The 18,866-nt window shown below is 36.4% G+C and carries 21 protein-coding genes; 1 reads left to right on the forward strand and 20 read right to left on the reverse strand.

Going from position 1 to position 18,866, the window contains the following annotated elements; translation table 11 throughout:
* Positions 1 to 67 precede the first annotated feature (67 nt).
* The 20 genes from hepT to prsW form a co-directional block, all read right to left on the reverse strand.
* Positions 68 to 1,039: a heptaprenyl diphosphate synthase component II gene (gene hepT, locus BV906_RS00580; protein ID WP_087971533.1), complete on the reverse strand. Its 972-nt coding sequence runs from the start codon at positions 1,037 to 1,039 to the stop codon at positions 68 to 70.
* Between the two features lie 65 nt (positions 1,040 to 1,104).
* Positions 1,105 to 1,812, reverse strand: a complete 708-nt coding sequence (menG, locus tag BV906_RS00585; RefSeq protein ID WP_087971534.1) for a demethylmenaquinone methyltransferase — start codon at positions 1,810 to 1,812, stop codon at positions 1,105 to 1,107.
* A gap of 3 nt (positions 1,813 to 1,815) precedes the next feature.
* Complete coding sequence (locus tag BV906_RS00590; protein ID WP_176330232.1) at positions 1,816 to 2,616, reverse strand: heptaprenyl diphosphate synthase component 1; 801 nt, start codon at positions 2,614 to 2,616, stop codon at positions 1,816 to 1,818.
* A gap of 329 nt (positions 2,617 to 2,945) precedes the next feature.
* Positions 2,946 to 3,170, reverse strand: a complete 225-nt coding sequence (gene mtrB, locus BV906_RS00595) for a trp RNA-binding attenuation protein MtrB (protein WP_087971536.1) — start codon at positions 3,168 to 3,170, stop codon at positions 2,946 to 2,948.
* A gap of 126 nt (positions 3,171 to 3,296) precedes the next feature.
* On the reverse strand, positions 3,297 to 3,569 hold the full coding sequence (locus tag BV906_RS00600) for an HU family DNA-binding protein (protein WP_087971537.1): 273 nt from the start codon (positions 3,567 to 3,569) through the stop codon (positions 3,297 to 3,299).
* A 370-nt stretch (positions 3,570 to 3,939) separates the two neighbouring features.
* Positions 3,940 to 5,418: a stage IV sporulation protein A gene (gene spoIVA, locus BV906_RS00605; RefSeq protein WP_087971538.1), complete on the reverse strand. Its 1,479-nt coding sequence runs from the start codon at positions 5,416 to 5,418 to the stop codon at positions 3,940 to 3,942.
* 214 nt (positions 5,419 to 5,632) lie between these two features.
* Positions 5,633 to 6,358 carry a hypothetical protein gene (locus BV906_RS00610; protein WP_087971539.1) on the reverse strand — a complete coding sequence of 242 codons (726 nt, stop codon included), beginning with the start codon at positions 6,356 to 6,358 and terminating at the stop codon, positions 5,633 to 5,635.
* Positions 6,359 to 6,377: 19 nt separating this feature from the next.
* Complete coding sequence (locus BV906_RS00615; protein ID WP_087971540.1) at positions 6,378 to 6,575, reverse strand: DUF2768 domain-containing protein; 198 nt, start codon at positions 6,573 to 6,575, stop codon at positions 6,378 to 6,380.
* Between the two features lie 263 nt (positions 6,576 to 6,838).
* Entirely contained in the window at positions 6,839 to 7,099 is a 261-nt protein-coding gene (locus BV906_RS00620) for a stage VI sporulation protein F (RefSeq protein ID WP_087971541.1), read from the reverse strand.
* Between the two features lie 304 nt (positions 7,100 to 7,403).
* Entirely contained in the window at positions 7,404 to 8,438 is a 1,035-nt protein-coding gene (locus tag BV906_RS00625) for an NAD(P)H-dependent glycerol-3-phosphate dehydrogenase (protein WP_087971542.1), read from the reverse strand.
* A 21-nt stretch (positions 8,439 to 8,459) separates the two neighbouring features.
* Entirely contained in the window at positions 8,460 to 9,770 is a 1,311-nt protein-coding gene (gene der / locus BV906_RS00630; RefSeq protein ID WP_087971543.1) for a ribosome biogenesis GTPase Der, read from the reverse strand.
* Between the two features lie 83 nt (positions 9,771 to 9,853).
* Positions 9,854 to 10,039, reverse strand: coding sequence for a capping complex subunit for YIEGIA (locus BV906_RS00635; protein ID WP_087971544.1), 186 nt, complete (start codon positions 10,037 to 10,039; stop codon positions 9,854 to 9,856).
* The gene (locus BV906_RS00640; protein WP_087971545.1) at positions 10,039 to 10,941 is read right to left on the reverse strand and encodes a YIEGIA family protein; all 903 of its coding nucleotides are present in this window, start codon (positions 10,939 to 10,941) and stop codon (positions 10,039 to 10,041) included. Before BV906_RS00640 ends, BV906_RS00635 begins: the two co-directional genes overlap by 1 nt.
* 413 nt (positions 10,942 to 11,354) lie before the next feature.
* The gene (gene rpsA, locus BV906_RS00650) at positions 11,355 to 12,482 is read right to left on the reverse strand and encodes a 30S ribosomal protein S1 (RefSeq protein ID WP_087971547.1); all 1,128 of its coding nucleotides are present in this window, start codon (positions 12,480 to 12,482) and stop codon (positions 11,355 to 11,357) included.
* Between the two features lie 117 nt (positions 12,483 to 12,599).
* Positions 12,600 to 13,184: a lysophospholipid acyltransferase family protein gene (locus tag BV906_RS00655; RefSeq protein WP_087971548.1), complete on the reverse strand. Its 585-nt coding sequence runs from the start codon at positions 13,182 to 13,184 to the stop codon at positions 12,600 to 12,602.
* 25 nt (positions 13,185 to 13,209) lie between these two features.
* Positions 13,210 to 13,893, reverse strand: coding sequence for a (d)CMP kinase (gene cmk, locus BV906_RS00660; RefSeq protein WP_087971549.1), 684 nt, complete (start codon positions 13,891 to 13,893; stop codon positions 13,210 to 13,212).
* A gap of 108 nt (positions 13,894 to 14,001) precedes the next feature.
* Positions 14,002 to 14,661 carry a flagellar brake protein gene (locus BV906_RS00665; protein ID WP_087971550.1) on the reverse strand — a complete coding sequence of 220 codons (660 nt, stop codon included), beginning with the start codon at positions 14,659 to 14,661 and terminating at the stop codon, positions 14,002 to 14,004.
* Positions 14,662 to 14,751: 90 nt separating this feature from the next.
* On the reverse strand, positions 14,752 to 16,095 hold the full coding sequence (gene ypeB, locus BV906_RS00670) for a germination protein YpeB (protein ID WP_087971551.1): 1,344 nt from the start codon (positions 16,093 to 16,095) through the stop codon (positions 14,752 to 14,754).
* Between the two features lie 17 nt (positions 16,096 to 16,112).
* Positions 16,113 to 16,907, reverse strand: coding sequence for a spore cortex-lytic enzyme (sleB, locus tag BV906_RS00675; RefSeq protein WP_425435165.1), 795 nt, complete (start codon positions 16,905 to 16,907; stop codon positions 16,113 to 16,115).
* Between the two features lie 141 nt (positions 16,908 to 17,048).
* Positions 17,049 to 17,729: a glutamic-type intramembrane protease PrsW gene (gene prsW / locus BV906_RS00680; RefSeq protein ID WP_087971553.1), complete on the reverse strand. Its 681-nt coding sequence runs from the start codon at positions 17,727 to 17,729 to the stop codon at positions 17,049 to 17,051.
* A gap of 88 nt (positions 17,730 to 17,817) precedes the next feature.
* Here prsW and BV906_RS00685 point away from each other — a divergent pair, with 88 nt between their 5' ends.
* Positions 17,818 to 18,792, forward strand: coding sequence for an asparaginase (locus BV906_RS00685; protein WP_087971554.1), 975 nt, complete (start codon positions 17,818 to 17,820; stop codon positions 18,790 to 18,792).
* The last annotated feature ends 74 nt before the right edge of the window (positions 18,793 to 18,866 follow it).

The raw sequence follows: 18,866 nt of genomic DNA on the forward strand, positions 1-18,866 counted from the left end.
CCGTCAATATGTATTTAAAAACTAACCATTAAAATTCTATCAAATTTTCGCACAAATGGCAATCTTATTATGAACGTCTTTTACCGATATATTTTGCTATATCCTGTAATGTCTGTTTTGCTCTTGAATATGGTAGAGAGTCAAGTGACCGTAATGCCTTTTTAAGATACAGATCACTAACCATATAGGATTGATTGATTGCATCGGTGCTTTTTAGTTTTGATAACAGAACTTCCATTGCGTTTTCATCTACATGATCGGGGTCTTCGAATGTTTTTTTAATCATTTGTTTAAAATCCAGTTGCTTCATAGCATAAAGAACCGGAAGTGTGATGTTTCCTTGGAGCAAATCATTCCCAGCTGGTTTTCCTAGTTCTTTAGCGGATGAAGTGAAATCCAGGATATCATCAATAATCTGATAGGACATTCCGATATTATAACCATACTGATAGACTCTATCGGCGTCCTTTTCATTCAGACCGCTTACAATCGCACCTAGTTTGCAACTACTAGCAATTAGTAGAGCTGTCTTTCGTCGAATCCTTCTTAAATAATCCCGAAGCGTTTGATCCCATACATACTTGTCTTTGATCTGCTCAATCTCCCCAATGGAGACTTCTACAAGTGTTTTGGAAAGCAAACGGTGGAAACTTGCATTACGAACCGTAGATGCTTCTTCCAATGCCCGTGCTAAAATATAGTCACCTGTATACATCGCAACACGATTACCATACAAAGATTTAGTTGTTGGCTTCCCTCTTCGTAATTCAGCTTCATCAATCACATCATCATGAACGAGTGTAGCCATATGAATAAGCTCAAGAGAAACAGCGACATGTTTAATATTATCCATATCATAATTGCCCAGTTGTCCTGCCAACAAAACAAATACAGGGCGAATACGTTTACCCCCTGCGTCCAATAATTCGATGGATGCTTTACGTAATACAGGATGTTCTGCTTGAATACTTTCACGGAGTGCAGATTCAATTATATCTAGATCCTTTTTTAAGAACCCATAAATTTTTGGTAGTCTCATTTATGTCACCTTATTTTACCTTGAAAATATATGTCGTTTATTTGGATTACGACAATTACTTTTAATTATTTTTTAATTCCCATATGCATTGCAGCAACTCCACCGGTATAACTTTTCACATCGACATGTGAAAAACCGACATCCAAGAACATTTGCTTTAACTCTCTTTTTCCAGGAAAATCCTTTGCAGACTCCTGGAGCCACGAATATTCTTTATAGCTTTTCGCAAAAAATCTACCAAGAAGTGGCATTATAAATTGGAAATAAAGGTAATAGCCTTGCCTGAAACCAAAAAGAGTTGGTTGCGAAGTTTCCAAACAAACGACTTTGCCACCAGGTTTAACAACTCGGTACATTTCTTTTAGGACGGTCATATAGTCTGGCACATTTCTTAAGCCGAATCCAATGGTAACATAATCGAATGAATTATCCTCAAATGGAAGTTCCATTGCATTTCCATGGATCAATTTCAGTTGATTGAGCTTTAGTTCCTCTTTTTTCTTCTCGGCAACAGATAGCATGTTTTGGCTGAAGTCAAGACCTATTACGGAGCCATCCTTGCCAACGGCTTTTGAAAGTGAAATAGACCAATCCCCAGTGCCACAGCAAACATCAAGTGCATGTGATCCTTTTTTTACATTCATACGTTTCATAATGTCTTTTCTCCATGCTTTATGTCGCTGAAAAGAAATAATGGAATTCATTGTATCGTATTTAGGATATATTTTTTCGAATACGTTGTGTACTCGTTCTTCTTTCGATTGTTCCTGCATAAATTAACCTTCTTCCGCAGTAAAAGGATCATGTTGTTCCGTTTCATTGATACTGTTTCTTAAGTATTTTTTAAGAAACATAAAATTATCAGGGAGATTTGAAATTAGGCTGGGAAGTTCCACTCTATTTTCATAAATGATTCCATTAATTTTAGTAATAAAAACAGAATAATTGCTAGTTTCATCTATTGCCTGCCATATTTCATATAATGGGAATTCACCATTTAGTTGCATTTCTTTTATCTCGCGTGTCATTCTGTCTGTAAATAACCAATCGGAAATCACCTGATCAAGGGTGCTACCATATATAAATTGAGCAACATGCAAAATCAGCATAGAATCTATTTTTTTGGTTAATACAATGAATTCCTCAAATGACTCCACTTCTTTATAGTAAAGCATTATTTTATACTCATTAATCTTCCTAATGGCGCTAGCTAGTGTATGTATAAAGTCAAAGTCTTCTATTTCAGATAATAGTAAATAATATAAACCACTGTAATAATCACCTGCTAAAACCCTAAGTTGTTTTGTCAGTTTATCTTCTTTCGTTTCGTCCCACTCATTGCGTACTGGTACGAGTTCATGTGTATCAAGTGCAATCTGGACCAACATCGCTGTAATTATGTATCGTTCCCTCTGGATTGGATTAAGCGATACCTTGTTGTTAACTAAAGAAGTTAAAATTCTTAGCTTTTCTTCATCAATTTTGGGCTTTTGTATATACTTTTCCAGATATTTATGTTGTAGTTTATCTTCTAGAAGACCCCTTATATTCTGAATTTCTGTGATAGAAGTGTTCAAAGGTATCACCTGGGTCCTTTCATCCTTTCACGTACTCTAGTTATTATAGCATATTTTATCTGTGATAAAAACGATTGAATACTGATGAAAGAGATTGTTTGAATAGTCCGGTAAAAATGACGGATTAATGTTTCTAGTAAGCGATACAGATCTTCTTCTACTAAGACCGCCACGCACTTACTCGTCCTATCGAAAGAACTGTGGACAATATAGAAGTCACGACATCACGCGCAAGCCCTTTACTCAAGAGCTACGGTGCCATGAACTTCTCCATCTTTTTTAATCCATCTATTTGAACACGCACTGAAGCAAATAACTTGTATGTATTTTTAACTGTTTTCCAGTTCTCCATGGCTCGTCTGGATAACCGCTTTGCCCCTTACTTTAACCGCTGATGTGTGATCAGTGAACTGGGCAATCATTACTTCTCCCTTATCGAGCTTCTCGGAATGATGGAACTTGGTATCATTGCCTCGAGTCAAACCAATTACATTCACACCATCTTCCAATGCTTTAACAACAAAGAAATCTGTGTTAACAGATGAATCACTCATGTATATTACCTACCTTTTTTATATATAATATGTCTTAATCATATTTTAAAGTCAATCATTTTCACTTATTCAAAACATAGGAAAAGGGCACGTATAATTACGTGCCCCCTTCAGGCCCTATGTATATTATTTTACACTATCTTTAAGGGCTTTTCCTGGTTTGAAAGCAGGAACTTTACTTGCAGGAATTTGAATCTCTTCTCCAGTTTGTGGATTACGTCCTTTACGTGCTGAACGCTCACGAACTTCAAAGTTACCAAAACCGATTAACTGTACTTTTTCACCATTTTTAAGTGAATCCATGACAGATTCGAATACTGCGTCTACAGCTTTTGTTGCGTCTTTTTTAGAAAGCTCGCTTTTCTCAGCTACTGCATTTACTAAGTCTGTTTTGTTCATGACATTCACCTCCTCCCAAAATGTTTAATTCGACATGGGAACAAATAAATTCATCGAAGTGAAAATTTGCTCACTTGGTTGCCTGTTTTTATCAAATGCCATCCGCTTCAAGTGATGACAAGGCTTATCTTAACTGAGTTTGAAATAAAATTCAACAAAAAGTATCGATTTATTCAATATTTATTTGCTGGAGAACTCCGAAGCGTGCCTAATAAAACACAGAACGAACCCCATATCTTGGAAATATGCATCAAATCAGTGATGAAATAGTGTAAACCGATTTATTATACATATACATCATGTTTCCCATATTTCCTTCCGTTGAAACCATGTTACTTTAAAAAAACAAAAAGCAGCTTGTAGTAAGCTGCTATAGTATGATTGCTATAAGTCCTCCAGAACCCTCATTTATAATTCTTTCGAGAGTATCTCTAAGTTTGTATCTTGCGTTTTCAGGCATCAAGGATATTTTCCCTTGAATCCCTTCTCTTACGATAGAGCTTAAAGATCTACCGAATATATCAGATTCCCAGATTGATAATGGATCTTCTTCAAAATCCTGCATTAAATATCGTACAAGTTCCTCGCTCTGTTTTTCCGTACCTATAATGGGAGCAAATTCCGATTCTACCTCAACCCGGACCATATGAATAGATGGTGCGACTGCCTTTAAACGAACACCGAACCTAGAGCCTTGGCGAATGATTTCTGGTTCATCGAGTTGCATATCTTCCAATGTAGGAGCAGCGATACCATATCCGGTTTGCTTCACCATTTGCAAGGCACCGGAAACCTGGTCATATTCCCTTTTAGCAAAAGCAAAATCCTGCATTAATGCCAATAAGTGGTCCTTGCCGCGAATTTCTTCACCAACAATTTCTTTGAGTATTTGATCATATAAATAATCAGGTGCATGTAAATCAATTTCCGCTACACCATCACCCATTTCCATACCAGCAAGGTTAGCTTTATCGATATATTCATATTCACTAAAGTTACCAACTATATGGTCAACATCTCTGAGTCTTTTGATATCCTTGACAGTTGTTTGGATTGCTTCTTGGTAATTTTCTCTCAGCCAATGGTTTTCTTTTAACACCATTACCCAGCTTGGAAGATTCACATTAACTTCAAGAACAGGGAATTCATATAGAGCTTCTCTAAGAACATTATATACATCATGTTCTGTCATTGACTCAATGCTCATGGCAAGAACTGGTATATCATATTTATCAGATAAATCGTGGCGTAATAATTCTACCTCCTGACTCATTGGCTTGGTTGAGTTTACAACCATAATAAATGGTTTACCAACTTCTTTTAATTCTTCAACGACTCTCATTTCAGCATCTTCATAATCATTCCTTGGTATTTCTCCGATACTTCCGTCTGTTGTAACAACGACACCAATCGTGGAATGCTCTTGAATTACCTTTCTAGTACCGATCTCTGCGGCATCATGAAATGGAATAGGATCTTCATACCACGGCGTATTTATCATCCGTGGTCCATTCTCGTCCTCGAACCCTTTAGCCCCTTCTACAGCATATCCCACACAGTCAACAAGTCTTACATTAACATCTAACCCTTCATCCACTGTAAGTTTGACAGCTTGATTGGGGATGAACTTTGGCTCTGTTGTCATAATCGTTCTTCCTGCTGCACTTTGAGGCAACTCATCATGTGCTCTTGATCTTTCACTTTCATCTTCAATGTTTGGCAATACAACGAGCTCCATAAACTTTTTAATAAATGTCGATTTACCTGTACGGACTGCACCAACTATTCCTAGATAAATATCTCCATTCGTTCGTTTCGAAATATCTTTAAAGATATCAATTTTTTCCAAAAGATCCCCTCCCGATCTCCGTACTTTAATATGGACCACCCGCAATTTATTGACATTATGAGTCTATGATGTTGTCCTATTAAAATATGACTTGTTCTAAGTCTTTTTAATAAAATTAATAAACCATACGTCCCTTCAACATGTAATAATTGCTGGAAATAAAAAAATCCCTTGCAACAATATATGTTACAAAGGAACGAATATGATATATTTATTAGTTTTCAATCAAAAAAACAGGTTCACCTTTCTCTATTGTATACGGCAGGGAATATGCTGGCATAAATGGGGTATTGTCAGCAAGCAAATAACGAATATCCTCTCCCTCCATATATTCATGATCAAATTCATTTAAAGCATTGTTTAAGTCGATTCTATAATCAACAAACAGGTTACCATCCACATCCATAATGATCGGTAAATTTTGTTGGGAGTATGGACTTATTACGGTTGGAGGGTTTTCCAAACCTAATTTTTTATAATCTACGGTATAGATTCCTTCTGCAATTTTTTCCCCGTATGCTGGATAGATATTTTCGCTACGATAAAAATCCAATTGTACATTGACACTTCTGATAGCTTCTGTAATACGTAAATCAATTAATTTAACTTTTGGGTCTTCGTCCGGTGTTAGTAATGTATATTGATATACCCCGCCATTTTCATAGGCGTTTCCCGGGATTTCTGATATGTATCCCTGTTCTTTTAACATACTAAAATCGATTAAGTACTTTTGGAAAATTGGTGTTTCATTTGGTTTCGTTTTAATCGGTACCAAGCCTTGTTGTTCTTCTTTGTAATTATCAACCGCTTGCTGAACCGTTTGCAATTGCTCTTCATTTGGTATTTGATTTTGTTCCATTTCGTTTTGTGGGTATAAACATCCACTTAATAGTAAAGAAACTAGTAACGCCCCAAATATAAGCAAATATGTATGTTTCATGTAATAGCCTCCTTATCAGCTACCGTGTTGGTCCACTTAATACAACATAAAGAATAATTAATCCACCAGCTATTAAGCATATGTATGCCAGAAATGTAACAATCCGAGCAAGCCAACCTTTTAATTTTGTTCTGCTTAACACGATTAAACCGATTGCCAGAATTAATAAGAACATCCCAAGAAAAGAAATATACATCATTAGCATTGATACAGACAACATTTTCACCCCTGATAAAGACAGTTTTTCATTGCACAACGTATTATAACATATGGTGAAATTTGCAAGTATTAAAATGAAGTTATCAAAATATTGCGTAATGATCAGACGAAAACAATGCAAAATAAAAACCCGAAATGAAGGGGGCTTCTCCATTCCAGGTTGACTAAATAAGTTCCTTTGCAACTCTATCCATGAATGCTTGTGCGATTTATCTTATGCAGGGATTTACGTTTACGTATCCGCATGTTCCCTATAAATGACTATTTTTTAAATAATTGATTCAAAGATTGCAAGTCTCCAGGCATTTTATTATTAACAATGGACTGAACGATCTTGTCTTCTTTTTCTTTTGATAGTGGTTTATCTGCCATTCTTGACAAATGACGGACTAAATTCCTGACTGTCTTTTCATCCGAAAAATTTGCACTTTTAAGGGAATCCGCAACTTTCATTATCTCGTCAGGGTTGATATTTGAGTTACTCTGTATTTTGTCAAACATTCCTTTTTGGAAATTATTCACTCGTTCTCCTCCTTGCTAGGTTCATTCAACATAGTATATGCAAGGAGAATAATTCCGTGTTATTAGAGATTTTTAAAAATAATTAGAAGAATATTAAGGTTTCCGGTATAAAAATACCAATCTTTACAGTTAACAATGACGGAACCTCTCCTAACACCGTCCATGCCCAGGGACTGCGGTTACTCGTCCTACCGAAAAGATTTGTAGACAACCTAGAAGTCACCACATCGGTTGGAAGCCAGGCGCCAGGGCTATGCTACCTCGAACTCCTCAGTCCTTTAATCGTCCCTTTTGAACACGCACTTTAAGAATGTCTTTCGTTCAGCAAGCTTGCAATATCGTCCATTTCTTCTCGTTTATCGCGGTTCATGAGCTGGTCAACAACTTCTCTAGGATTTTTACCTTCAAATAAGATTTGATGGATACCAGTAGTGATTGGCATTTCTACATCTTGTTCAATGGCAAATTGGTATGCAGCTTGAACAGTTCTCACCCCTTCTACAACCATTCCCATCTCTTCCAGTACATCATCTAATTTTTTCCCTTTGCCAAGTAAATTTCCTGCTCTCCAATTTCGGCTGTGAACACTTGTACAGGTTACAATCAAATCCCCTACTCCGGATAAACCCAAAAAGCTAAGCGGATTTGCTCCGAGTGATGTGCCAAGTCTAGCTATTTCAGCAAGGCCCCTTGTAATTAAGGCGGCTTTGGCATTATCTCCATAGCCGAGCCCATCAGAGATACCGGCACCTAAGGCAATAATATTTTTAAGTGCACCACCTAATTCAATACCGAGTATATCTGGACTAGTATACACTCGAAATGTATCACTACTAAACAAATCCTGAGCAATTTTTGCATTATCCAAATTGATGGAAGAAACAGTCACGGTAGTAGGATGTCTTAAAGCAACTTCCTCCGCATGGCTTGGTCCTGATAGTACGACAATGTCTTCATACGCATAATCGGTCATTTCTTCACTAATCATTTCAGAAACCCTTTTCAGTGAAACAGGTTCAATCCCTTTTGTTGCATGAATGATAATCATCTTGTTGGTTAATTTATTATTTAACTGCTGACATACTTCACGAATAGCCTTTGTAGGAACAACTATAATAATTGCATTTACATCCTTTACTGCTTTGTCGAGCTCGTAATATGCAGTTATTTGTTCGGGAATTGTTACATTCAGATATTTTTCATTTTTATGTGTACGGTTAATTATTTCAGCCTGCTCTTGTCGATGCGTCCATAAGCGAACATCATATCCGTTATCAGCTAAAACGATACTTAATGCAGTTCCCCAACTACCAGCACCCAAAACAGCTATTTCACTCACTCTATTCACCTCCTGGTTCACCTACTGTCTTCTTCTTGTAAATAATCTAATTGGCGTACCAACAAATCCAAATGCATCTCTGATTTTATTTTCTAAAAACCGTTCATAGGAAAAATGCATCAATTCTGGATCATTGACAAAGATAACAAAACTTGGTGGCTTAATAGCAACTTGTGTAGCATACAATATTTTAAGACGCTTGCCTTTAATTGTTGGGGTAGGATTCATTGCAAGTGCATCCATAATCACATCATTCAACACATTAGTAGAAACTCGTTTAGCATGACTATCACTCACCAGTTTAATTGCTGGAATTAATGTATGTAGCCTTTTTTTCGTTTTTGCTGATAGAAACACGATTGGTGCATAATCCAGATATAGGAAATGTGCACGAATTTTAGTCTCGAAATCTTTCATTGCCTTTTCGTCCGATACTATTGTATCCCATTTATTAACAACGATTACGATGGCCCTGCCAGCTTCATGTGCATAGCCTGCAACCTTCTTATCCTGTTCCCTGATACCTGTTTCAGCATCGATTAATACAAGAACAACATCGGAACGCTCTATAGCTTTGAGAGCTCTTAAGACACTATATTTTTCCGTTGTTTCATATACTTTTCCTCTTTTACGCATACCAGCAGTATCAATAATGATAAAGTCTTGATCATCCTTGTGAAGATGTGTATCAATAGCGTCTCTTGTCGTACCCTCTATCTCACTTACGATAACCCTTTCCTCATTCAGTAAAGCATTAACGAGGGATGATTTTCCAACATTAGGTCTGCCAATAAGACTGAAATAGATTGTATCTTCATTAACCTCTTCCTCAGATAGTTCAGGAAAATGATTGACGACTTCATCTAAGAGATCTCCGAGCCCCAATCCATGGGAACCTGAAATAGGAAACGGTTCGCCAAAGCCCAGGGAATAGTATTCGTAAATTGTTTCACGCATTTCTGGGTTATCCATTTTATTGATTGCAAGTACGACTGGCTTATTTGATTTAAACAATAATTTGGCTACTTCTTCATCTGCACCGGTAATTCCTTCTTTTCCATTTAAAAGAAAGATGATGACATCAGCTTCATCTATCGCAACCTCAGCCTGTTGACGCATTTGAACAAGTAATGGTTCATCACCAATTTCGATACCACCCGTATCAATCAGGTTAAATTCCTGATTAAGCCATTCAGCTGAGGCGTATATACGATCACGTGTAACACCTGGTATATCTTCAACAATCGAAATTCTTTCTCCAACTAATCTATTGAATATGGTAGATTTACCAACATTAGGTCTTCCTACAATTGCAACTACAGATTTCCTCATAGTAAGGACATCCTCTCTCTTTATGTCTATTTGCCTTAACTTTAATATATTCTAGCAAAATAAGGTAATATTAACAATGTATATTAGTGTTTCACAATAATAAATAATTCTTCACTTAATGCATGGGAGATGCCGTCCGTGATTGCTTCGAGGTTTGCAGCAATATATTCCAATTCCTTTTTACTGTCACAAATAAATATAGGTGCTCCCCCAGAGACTTTCTGATTATTTGTTGTAATAACGGCTAATATAGCTTTTTCAATCATCATTATATCTTATCTCCTTTATGCCCTTTTTTAAACGATTTGGACTCGGAAGGCATTCTGACCGCACTTTCCAGGACGGGAACAGACCCGATTACTGCTTTAGCTTTACTAATATCCCGAATTTGTGGGAGGATAAAAATACCCAATCGCCCATCATCAAGATCACGTTTAATCAACGGAGTCAGTGCAGGAGTTCCTGAATCCCTGAATACTCCCAACGATACCGAGACATCATGAAGAATTGCTTGTCGCTGTCCTAGATTACCAATAGTTGTAACAATATTTATATTATTGGGTGTCAATATAAACCCCATTCCATATTTTAATATTTCTTCCTGTCGTTCTGCGATCCCAATATTCATGATATAAATATTATCTACATAAAGTCCTGCTCCATCAAAACTAATTTTAGCATGCTCTATATCAACTAATTCTCCAATTTTTGACCCACTCATTAGCTTTTTTCCAAGAATCAAGCAAATTCCCGCAACAATGATCGCAACATATATATTCCATAAAATAAAAGAAAGTGTGCTTAAGAAAGCAGTAAACATTACCAAGTAATTTCTGCTCTCAAAGGAAATAGCGATCCCCTCTATATATGTTTTCCCTCTGGAAACCAATTCATAACTGTCCACTTCAGTTAATGTATTTCTTTCCATATTGCGTACGTCCCTGAATTGAGTGGCTGCTACCGTTAAGAGTGTGACGGCAGTATATTCTTTCTCCATAATAGCTGGTATTGCTAGAGCACCTAATGATGCTGCAATAAATCCTAATGAAAGATGAATTGTTTTTCCATGTAAATATGTGGGATATTGCCTATAGTCTGTTTTCAACATAAGTGTTCTTGCTATTGTTCCAACCACAACACCAAAGATAATCGCATCGGTGTATTCATTCATTTAAGCCACCTCTAATTTACATTTTAAAATGATATGTTTCCTGTTTTTAGTATGGCTTAAAATATTAATAATACTATGTTTAAACTAAGCTTTTTTCTAAATGATTGAAACTCCGGATACTCATTCCACCGAAAATATTTAGGAATCCGCACTGCTCGTCAATCAAAAAGAATTGTTGCTTTAACAGAAAATCCACGTTGAAAGCACGAGGAGGCTCACTAGCCGCCGACGGAAAGCGGAGTGTATACGGGCTGTGGTTGCCAGAAGATCTTATTTTCATTTGCAGTACTCCAGAACACAACAGTGAATAAAAGTTACTTCGCAGTATAGAAATTGCGAAGTAACTTTAGCAATAACTATGCGAAATTAGCCTCATATAAAAAAAGACCCCAAGTGGGATCTTTTTTATGAGATTATTTATATTTGTCCAGTTTATTGCCAATGACATCGCCAAGCTGGAAGCCAGAGTGTTCATCATCTTTTTCATATTGTTTATATTCTTTTTCTTCCTGTTCCTGTTCCAATTCCTTAATACTTAATGATATTCGTTCATCTGCTTCGTTAACATCAAGAACTTTTACATTTACTTTTTGTCCGACTTCAAGAACTTCATCTGGTGTACCGATATGTCGATTCGCAATTTGCGAAATATGAACCAAACCTTCAACTCCCGGTGATATTTCTACAAATGCACCGAAATTCACGAGACGTTTTACAATTCCCTCTACCGTAGAACCAGTAGAAACACGGCTCTGAATATCTGTCCAAGGTCCAGGAAGCGTGTTTTTATGTGATAGGGAGATGCGTTCATTGTCTCTGTCAACAGATAGGACTTCGACTTTAATTTTATCACCTTCTGAAACTACATCTGAAGCTTTTGCAACATGCTCATGTGCTAACTGTGAGATATGAACCAATCCATCAACACCACCAAGATCAACAAATGCTCCAAAGCTCGTAATTCGCTGAACAGTACCTTCCACTACTTGACCTGCTTCAAGGGATTGCAGGATATCACTTTTCTTTGCATTTAACTCCTCTTCCACTACAGCGCGATGGGAAAGAATGATGCGATTTTGCTCTTTATCAAGATCAGCAATTTTCACTGTCAATGGTTTATCCATGTATTCCGAAAAATCTTCAACAAAGTATGTTTCTACCAAAGATGCGGGAATAAATCCACGAAGACCTACATCAACAACAAGGCCGCCTTTGACAACTTCCTTGACCAAAGTTTCGAAAACCTCTTCATTATTATATTTCTTTTCTAGGTCTTCCCATGCAGATTCAGCGTCTACTGCTTTTTTGGATAGAATAATTTCATTGTCTTCTACTTTTTTAACTTTAAGTGTTACGGTGTCTCCTTCTGCCACTGCATCCCCTGTTGTTTCCACATGCATACTAGACAGTTCCCCGATAGGAAGAATTCCTTCTGTTTTATAACCGATATCAACAAGAACCTGCTTCTCCTCTAATTTAATAATGGTTCCAGTTACGGTATCGCCTACGTTCAATTGTAAATCTTTGTTTTCTTCACTCATATCCATAGCCTCCTAAGTACACTCCAACATCCAAATTAAATGGTAATAGTAAGAATGATTAAAACTTATTCTTTCTATAACTTCTAATAATTACAATTATTTGTCAAGTAAAGTCAATTACTTTTGATGTATTTCCTGTAATAATTTAATTTCTTGCATAATTGCGTCGGCCATTTCCTGTGGAGAAGGTTTGGTTGCTCGATATTGTTCCATATCCATAGGCTTACCGTATATTACTTTTGTCTTTTTGAATACTTTATAGGGCCCAATAATAGCACATGGAATGATCGCTGCCTCAGAACGTAAAGCAAAAAAGCCAACTCCTGCCAAAGGTTTCCCAAGTTTACCAGTTTTACTCCTAGTGCCTTCCGGAAAAAGACCTAATGCATCACCCTTTTTCAGAATGCCAAGTCCTTTTCTTAAAGCGTTTCTGTCTGCTAATCCCCTTTTCACTGGAAATGCTCGAATTCCTATTAATAGTTTCCCTAAAAATGGTTTTTCAAACAATTCTCCTTTAGCCATAAAATAAATATCCCGGGGAGATGTAATTCCAACAACCGGTGGATCGAGGTTGGAGATATGATTGGAACAAATTATGACAGGTCCCTTTATAGGGATATTTTCCTTTCCAATGATCGTAATTCGATATAGTGGAAAAAGAATTAAGGCAACAATAAACCTTGCAAATCGATATAAACTCATTTTTCATCCCCCATTATAAGTTAATTTATTGTAGCTTTTTTTGTTTCTCGACTTCAGTAAGAATACGTTCTGCAACCTGGATGATGTTTAGTGACGTTGTATCAACTTCAATTGCGTCATTTGCTTTGATTAAAGGTGATGCTTCACGACTAGAATCAATTCTGTCTCTTTCCTCAATTTCCTTTTTTAGAACTTCCATATTTGATGCAATTCCCTTTTTCACATTTTCTTCAAATCTACGTTTGGCTCTTTCTTCAACAGAAGCAATGAGGAATATTTTTACTTCTGCATCTGGAAGAACATGGGTACCGATATCTCTTCCATCCATGACGACACCTCGGTTCTTTGCCAACTCTTGTTGACGCCTAACCATTTCAGCTCTAACGGCTGCATGTTTCGCAACATAGGAGACCTTTGTTGTCACATCTTGGAATCGTATTTCTTTCGTTACGTCCAAATCATCCAGTAAAACAATTTGTCCAATAGAAGATTGTTTTAATTTAATTTCTGAATTCATGAGCAGGTTCACCATCGATTTTTCGTCTTCCAAGTTCATCTTTTCATGTAATGCTTTTAATGTTAAAGCACGATACATTGCACCAGTGTCTATATAAATATATGACAATTTTTCGGCAATTAGCTTTGCCACTGTACTTTTGCCAGCAGCTGCCGGTCCATCGATTGCGATTGCAATGTTTTTTCCTTCCATAATCAAATGTCATCCTTCCCTTAACCAGTAAAAAACTTGGCAGCTGGCCAAGTTTTTTACTTACTAACTTATGCTTAATAGTAACATATAGTAAAATTATTAGTCTATTTATAATAGCTCTTTTTGTCGTGATTCACGTTGTTTTTCAAAACAGAATTTTATTATATTTTGTCTGTCCTGTTTACTGATAGATATAAACTTTAGAGATACAAGATCTACTCGGCTGTTCAGATTTTTAATATATACAACTTCAGCCTGACTGTATATATAATGAAACTCACTATTTTGCATTTGCAATGGTAACCATAAATCCACTTTCGATTCGATTTTCATCTGTATCCCTTTCTCAGATATAATTGCTAACCCACCACCACTGATATCGGATGTTAATGTAACAAAAGGAGGAAAAAGGTCATCTGTACTATGAATAGCAACATCAATTGCGGATTCAATTCTTACATATTCTCGTCTTTGAATTCGCTTTATATCTTCCTGTTCCGGTATATTGATGGCCAATGCTGGGATATTCAATTTTATTCTTGTTGCAATTTTAGATTGGAATTGATAAACGGCTTGATCATCACCAATAAAAGAGACGGAAATCTTTGTTCCAATTGGAAAAAAAGAAGTCCTTTTTGTTTTCGTATGTATAGGATAATCAATCACCAAGTAGTCATTATTTTTCTCGATTAATTTACAATAGTATTGTTGTAAATTACCATTACGTGAATCCTTTATTTCTAGATTAAGTACTTTTCCTACTTCCAATTAAAATCCCTCTTTCATGTTCCCTTTGTGATTCTTTATGCCTATTATTGCAAAAAAATATAAAAAAGGGAAAGGATTGTTCTCCCTTCCCTAAAAATTCGATGCATAATTAATTTCTGTACCATCTAGCTTTTCCACTTTTTCTTCCATTCCATTCATCGCATTAATAAAAATTCTGTACGTATCATTGTCTAATGTTCCAAGAAATTCATATGTCAATACTTCTTCACCGAGATCATTGTCGATGATAGCGAGAAATTCTTCCTGTATTTCTACATTGGGATTTACCACTTTCTTTGCTTCTTCTTCAGAAATTTCAGGGCTTGGTATATCTCGATCCGTGTGATTCATATAATAATTATTTGCGGCTAATCCAAGAATCTCCCCGTTATCGAGGGCAACTTTTACTTCTACAGCATCAGAGTAGACCCGAACATCATTCTCCGTGTACAGGAAAGAATATACACCTACACGATTATATTCACTGCTCCCTATAAGTGACATGTTATCCAGGTCAAAAGATTCCAGATAATCCAAGGCATTCTCTGCACCTTCATTTAAACTAATTTTATTTTCACCAATATCTCTTGTTACAAGAAGTGATAGTGGGTATCCACCTTGCTTTGACATATCCATATATCCTCTTTTTTCATCATTATTGTAAGAGATACTGTATAAAGGGATATCTGACCCGTCACCACTCTCGGCAATAGTTATATTTTCATCATTTTCGACATTAAATATTTTTTTACTTTTATCGATGGCTTCCTGTTCACTAATCTCTTTTCCGGTAAGGTATTTATAGGAATGATCTTTTGATGATGTTCCAATGATGGAGGACTGTGTATTTCCCTCGGTATACTCTTCAACAGATTTCTCAACCGTTTTTAAACCATCTATGATCGTGTTATCCATTTGTTCATCTTGATTAGCAAGTGCTACCTGTACATCCATCCATCTAAGATTGTTTTCAAGGGCAATATGTTGTACTTCTCTTAATTCATTTTTTATATCACCTGATTGGATATATAATTCTTGTAATGTTTCCGTTTCTTCTTCTGTAAGAGGTGAATTTTCAAGATTTCTTACAGCTGTTCGATACGTAAAATCACCAATATCAGAGAGAAATTCCTCGGTTTTGTTGAACGGCAAAAGTCCTAAAGGGAGCTGTCCGACATTTGATAACGCTTCCGATGTCAATCTCCATATCTCAACGAACTGTGGAGATAGTCTTTCCGTTGAATTCATTGCCAGTGCAGTTCCAATTTGATCATTTAAAAGGTCCATATGATAGGTAAGTTCATGGAATGAACGTTGGTACGTATTTTCTGCTTGGATTAATATTGCATTTTTTTCTTGATGTTCCATATAGCCCCATACACCGGTACCAACTAATCCCAGTGACAGGACACCAATTAAAATCCACCGAATCATGAATATTGCACACCTTTCTATTTACAGAATATATGCTTTCCAATTTTTTTAATTTGTGGTCTGGTCCATATCCAATCAGAAGTTGCAGTATCGGGGTTAAAATAATAAGTCGCATTTCCTGTTGGATCCCACCCGTTTATTGCATCAATTACTGCTTCCCTTGCTTTATCGTTTGGTTCCAGCCAAATTTGTCCATCTGCGACAGCTGTAAAGGCTCTTGGTTCAAAGATAACCCCTGAGGCATTGTTTGGGAATGTAGGACTCTCAATTCTATTTAGTATAACGGCAGCAACAGCTACTTGACCTTCATATGGCTCTCCTCGTGCTTCACCATATACTGCATTTGCCATCAATTGAATATCATTTTGGGAGTACCCTTGTGGAACATTGACCGCAGTTGCGTTTCCTCCGGTAGATTCTGTATCCGTATTCGTGGTATTTTCTCCAGATGGCGTTCCTTTCTGCTCGCCACCACCATAATGTGTAAAATCTGTTCCTTGGTTAATATTTTCCTTAACATAACCTTCATCGTAATTACTTGCACTTACGAGTTTATCTTTGGTAGTTTGTCCGGCCAGGCCGTCAATCTCCATGCCAAATTCATATTGGAAGTTACGTAATGCCCAATAAGTCCCCCAGCCAAATACTCCATCAATTTTCCCATTATAAAACCCTAAATATTGTAATCGTGACTGCAGCTCAATTACATCATCACCTACTGCTCCCTGTTGGATTACCTGAGAACTGAATGCATTCACAGTTTTTGTTGATGACTCTCCCTGCAGCCCAAAAAATGATAAACTAACAATCATGAGTAAAAAGGTGATTCTCCGATAGGCCATACATTATTTCCTCCCGTTCATTATTAATGGAGCGCAGTTCTATTTTTTGAGTAATTCCCCTTTTTATTCATGTTTGCAAGATTAAATAAAAAACTCCTGTAATATTTATCATTACAGGAGCTTATTATTATTATTATTTTCATAGGAAATAAAATCAGCTTCGTTTGCGATTTTCATACGACGCAAAGCTCTGATCCAAAGCAGGATCATAAACGGAATAAGAATATATAGCCAATTATTAGTAAAGCTCTTCAGAATATAATTATACGTACCGTGCAATATGAATGGAAGGAGTAGCGCAAGTAAAATATTTATCTTTTGCATTTTTTTATTCATCTTTGCTTTACCGAAATAGTAACCCATCATAATACCGAATAATGCGTGGGAAGATACCGGGAAAAATGCTCTCCAAAAAGCATATTCAATTCCATTGATTAATAAATAAAAGATATTTTCAACTGATGCAAAACCTAAACTAATGGAAACCGCATACACGATTCCATCGTAATGATGATCAAATTCAGAATGCTGATAGATTAAAAACATAAAAATAAACCATTTAAAAAACTCTTCAATAAATGCGCTAAAAAAAAAGGATTCAATAAAACTGTTATTTATTAAATTCTCCGTTGTTAAAGCATATTGGATAAACATAATTGGAAAGACCAATAAAGCCCCAACAATAAATGTCCGAACAATTAAAAGAATCGGTTCTGTAATCCGGTCTTTCAGATAGATGAAAGACATTAAAGCAACGATAGGAGCGATACTAGCAGATAGAATAGCAAACATGATTCCAAACCTCTTTCCAATTCCATTACTTTTATCGTATCATTAAGTATAGATATTGGAAATAGAAAAAAGAAAGCAGGTGACAAGTATGAAAAATATTTTAATTCTACATACTGGAGGAACCATATCAATGCTTGAAAATAAGGAAACAGGCGAAGTTAATTCAGCCGAAACACATCCATTGACAGTGGTATCTGACCAGCTTAAAACCTTTGCTAATATTAATGAGCAAATCATATTTGACCTTCCATCACCACAAATTACACCAAATCACATGCTTGAGCTTGCACAAAAGATAACAGAAATGATTAGTGATTATGAGGCTGTAATCGTAACGCACGGAACTGATACTTTGGAGGAAACAGCATACTTTCTTGATTTAGTATTGGAAACTGAAAAGCCAGTTATCTTAACGGGAGCGATGAGATCAAGCAATGAGGTCGGATCAGATGCGCTGTATAATCTGATTAGTTCCCTGCGAGTTGCTATAGAAGACAAAGCCAAAAATAAAGGGGTTCTTGTAGTGATGAATGATGAAATTCATACAGCTGAAAATGTAACAAAAACCTCGACAAGCAATGTAGCAACTTTTCAGAGTCCACAATTCGGTCCAATCGGGTTGATCACGAAGGATTCCATTATCTTTCATCGAGCGCCCCAATTGATACATTCCCACCCGATTAATAAAGTATCTAAAAATGTCATCCTACTAAAGGCATACGCTGGAATGGATGGGCAACTTTTCCAAGCACTATATCCTGCAAGTCCGGACGGAATCGTTATCGAAGGTTTAGGTCAGGGAAATTTACCGAAAAACACTGTTGAACCAATCAAGAAATTAATTGATAAAAATATACCCATTGTCCTCGTTTCAAGATGCTATCAAGGGGTCGTTCAACCCACCTATGGCTACGAGGGTGGGGGGAAAAGGTTAAAAGAGATGGGAGTAATATTTGCTAAGGGTTTATCCGGTCCAAAAGCAAGAATAAGGTTATTAATCGCCCTTGAAAAGACCGGAAACATTAACATATTAAGAAATATATTTGAGAAACTTGATTATTAAAGGATGTTCAAAAAGTCCGGTAAAAACGACACAAGAATTATTTCGTTGGCGATAGGGGGAAATTCTACTAATAC

This window comes from Oceanobacillus rekensis, from assembly GCF_002153375.1.
Lineage (GTDB): Bacteria > Bacillota > Bacilli > Bacillales > Amphibacillaceae > Oceanobacillus > Oceanobacillus rekensis.

What these genes read in the sequence shown, in the direction of transcription:
- hepT (WP_087971533.1), bottom strand. Translation starts at nt 1,039, where the DNA reads ATGAGACTACCAAAAATTTATGGGTTCTTAAAAAAGGATCTAGATATA.
- menG (WP_087971534.1), bottom strand. Translation starts at nt 1,812, where the DNA reads ATGCAGGAACAATCGAAAGAAGAACGAGTACACAACGTATTCGAAAAA.
- mtrB (WP_087971536.1), bottom strand. Translation starts at nt 3,170, where the DNA reads ATGAGTGATTCATCTGTTAACACAGATTTCTTTGTTGTTAAAGCATTG.
- BV906_RS00600 (WP_087971537.1), bottom strand. Translation starts at nt 3,569, where the DNA reads ATGAACAAAACAGACTTAGTAAATGCAGTAGCTGAGAAAAGCGAGCTT.
- BV906_RS00610 (WP_087971539.1), bottom strand. Translation starts at nt 6,358, where the DNA reads ATGAAACATACATATTTGCTTATATTTGGGGCGTTACTAGTTTCTTTA.
- der (WP_087971543.1), bottom strand. Translation starts at nt 9,770, where the DNA reads ATGAGGAAATCTGTAGTTGCAATTGTAGGAAGACCTAATGTTGGTAAA.
- BV906_RS00635 (WP_087971544.1), bottom strand. Translation starts at nt 10,039, where the DNA reads ATGATGATTGAAAAAGCTATATTAGCCGTTATTACAACAAATAATCAG.
- BV906_RS00640 (WP_087971545.1), bottom strand. Translation starts at nt 10,941, where the DNA reads ATGAATGAATACACCGATGCGATTATCTTTGGTGTTGTGGTTGGAACA.
- rpsA (WP_087971547.1), bottom strand. Translation starts at nt 12,482, where the DNA reads ATGAGTGAAGAAAACAAAGATTTACAATTGAACGTAGGCGATACCGTA.
- BV906_RS00655 (WP_087971548.1), bottom strand. Translation starts at nt 13,184, where the DNA reads ATGAGTTTATATCGATTTGCAAGGTTTATTGTTGCCTTAATTCTTTTT.
- cmk (WP_087971549.1), bottom strand. Translation starts at nt 13,893, where the DNA reads ATGGAAGGAAAAAACATTGCAATCGCAATCGATGGACCGGCAGCTGCT.
- ypeB (WP_087971551.1), bottom strand. Translation starts at nt 16,095, where the DNA reads ATGATTCGGTGGATTTTAATTGGTGTCCTGTCACTGGGATTAGTTGGT.
- sleB (WP_425435165.1), bottom strand. Translation starts at nt 16,907, where the DNA reads ATGATTGTTAGTTTATCATTTTTTGGGCTGCAGGGAGAGTCATCAACA.
- prsW (WP_087971553.1), bottom strand. Translation starts at nt 17,729, where the DNA reads ATGTTTGCTATTCTATCTGCTAGTATCGCTCCTATCGTTGCTTTAATG.
- BV906_RS00685 (WP_087971554.1), top strand. Translation starts at nt 17,818, where the DNA reads ATGAAAAATATTTTAATTCTACATACTGGAGGAACCATATCAATGCTT.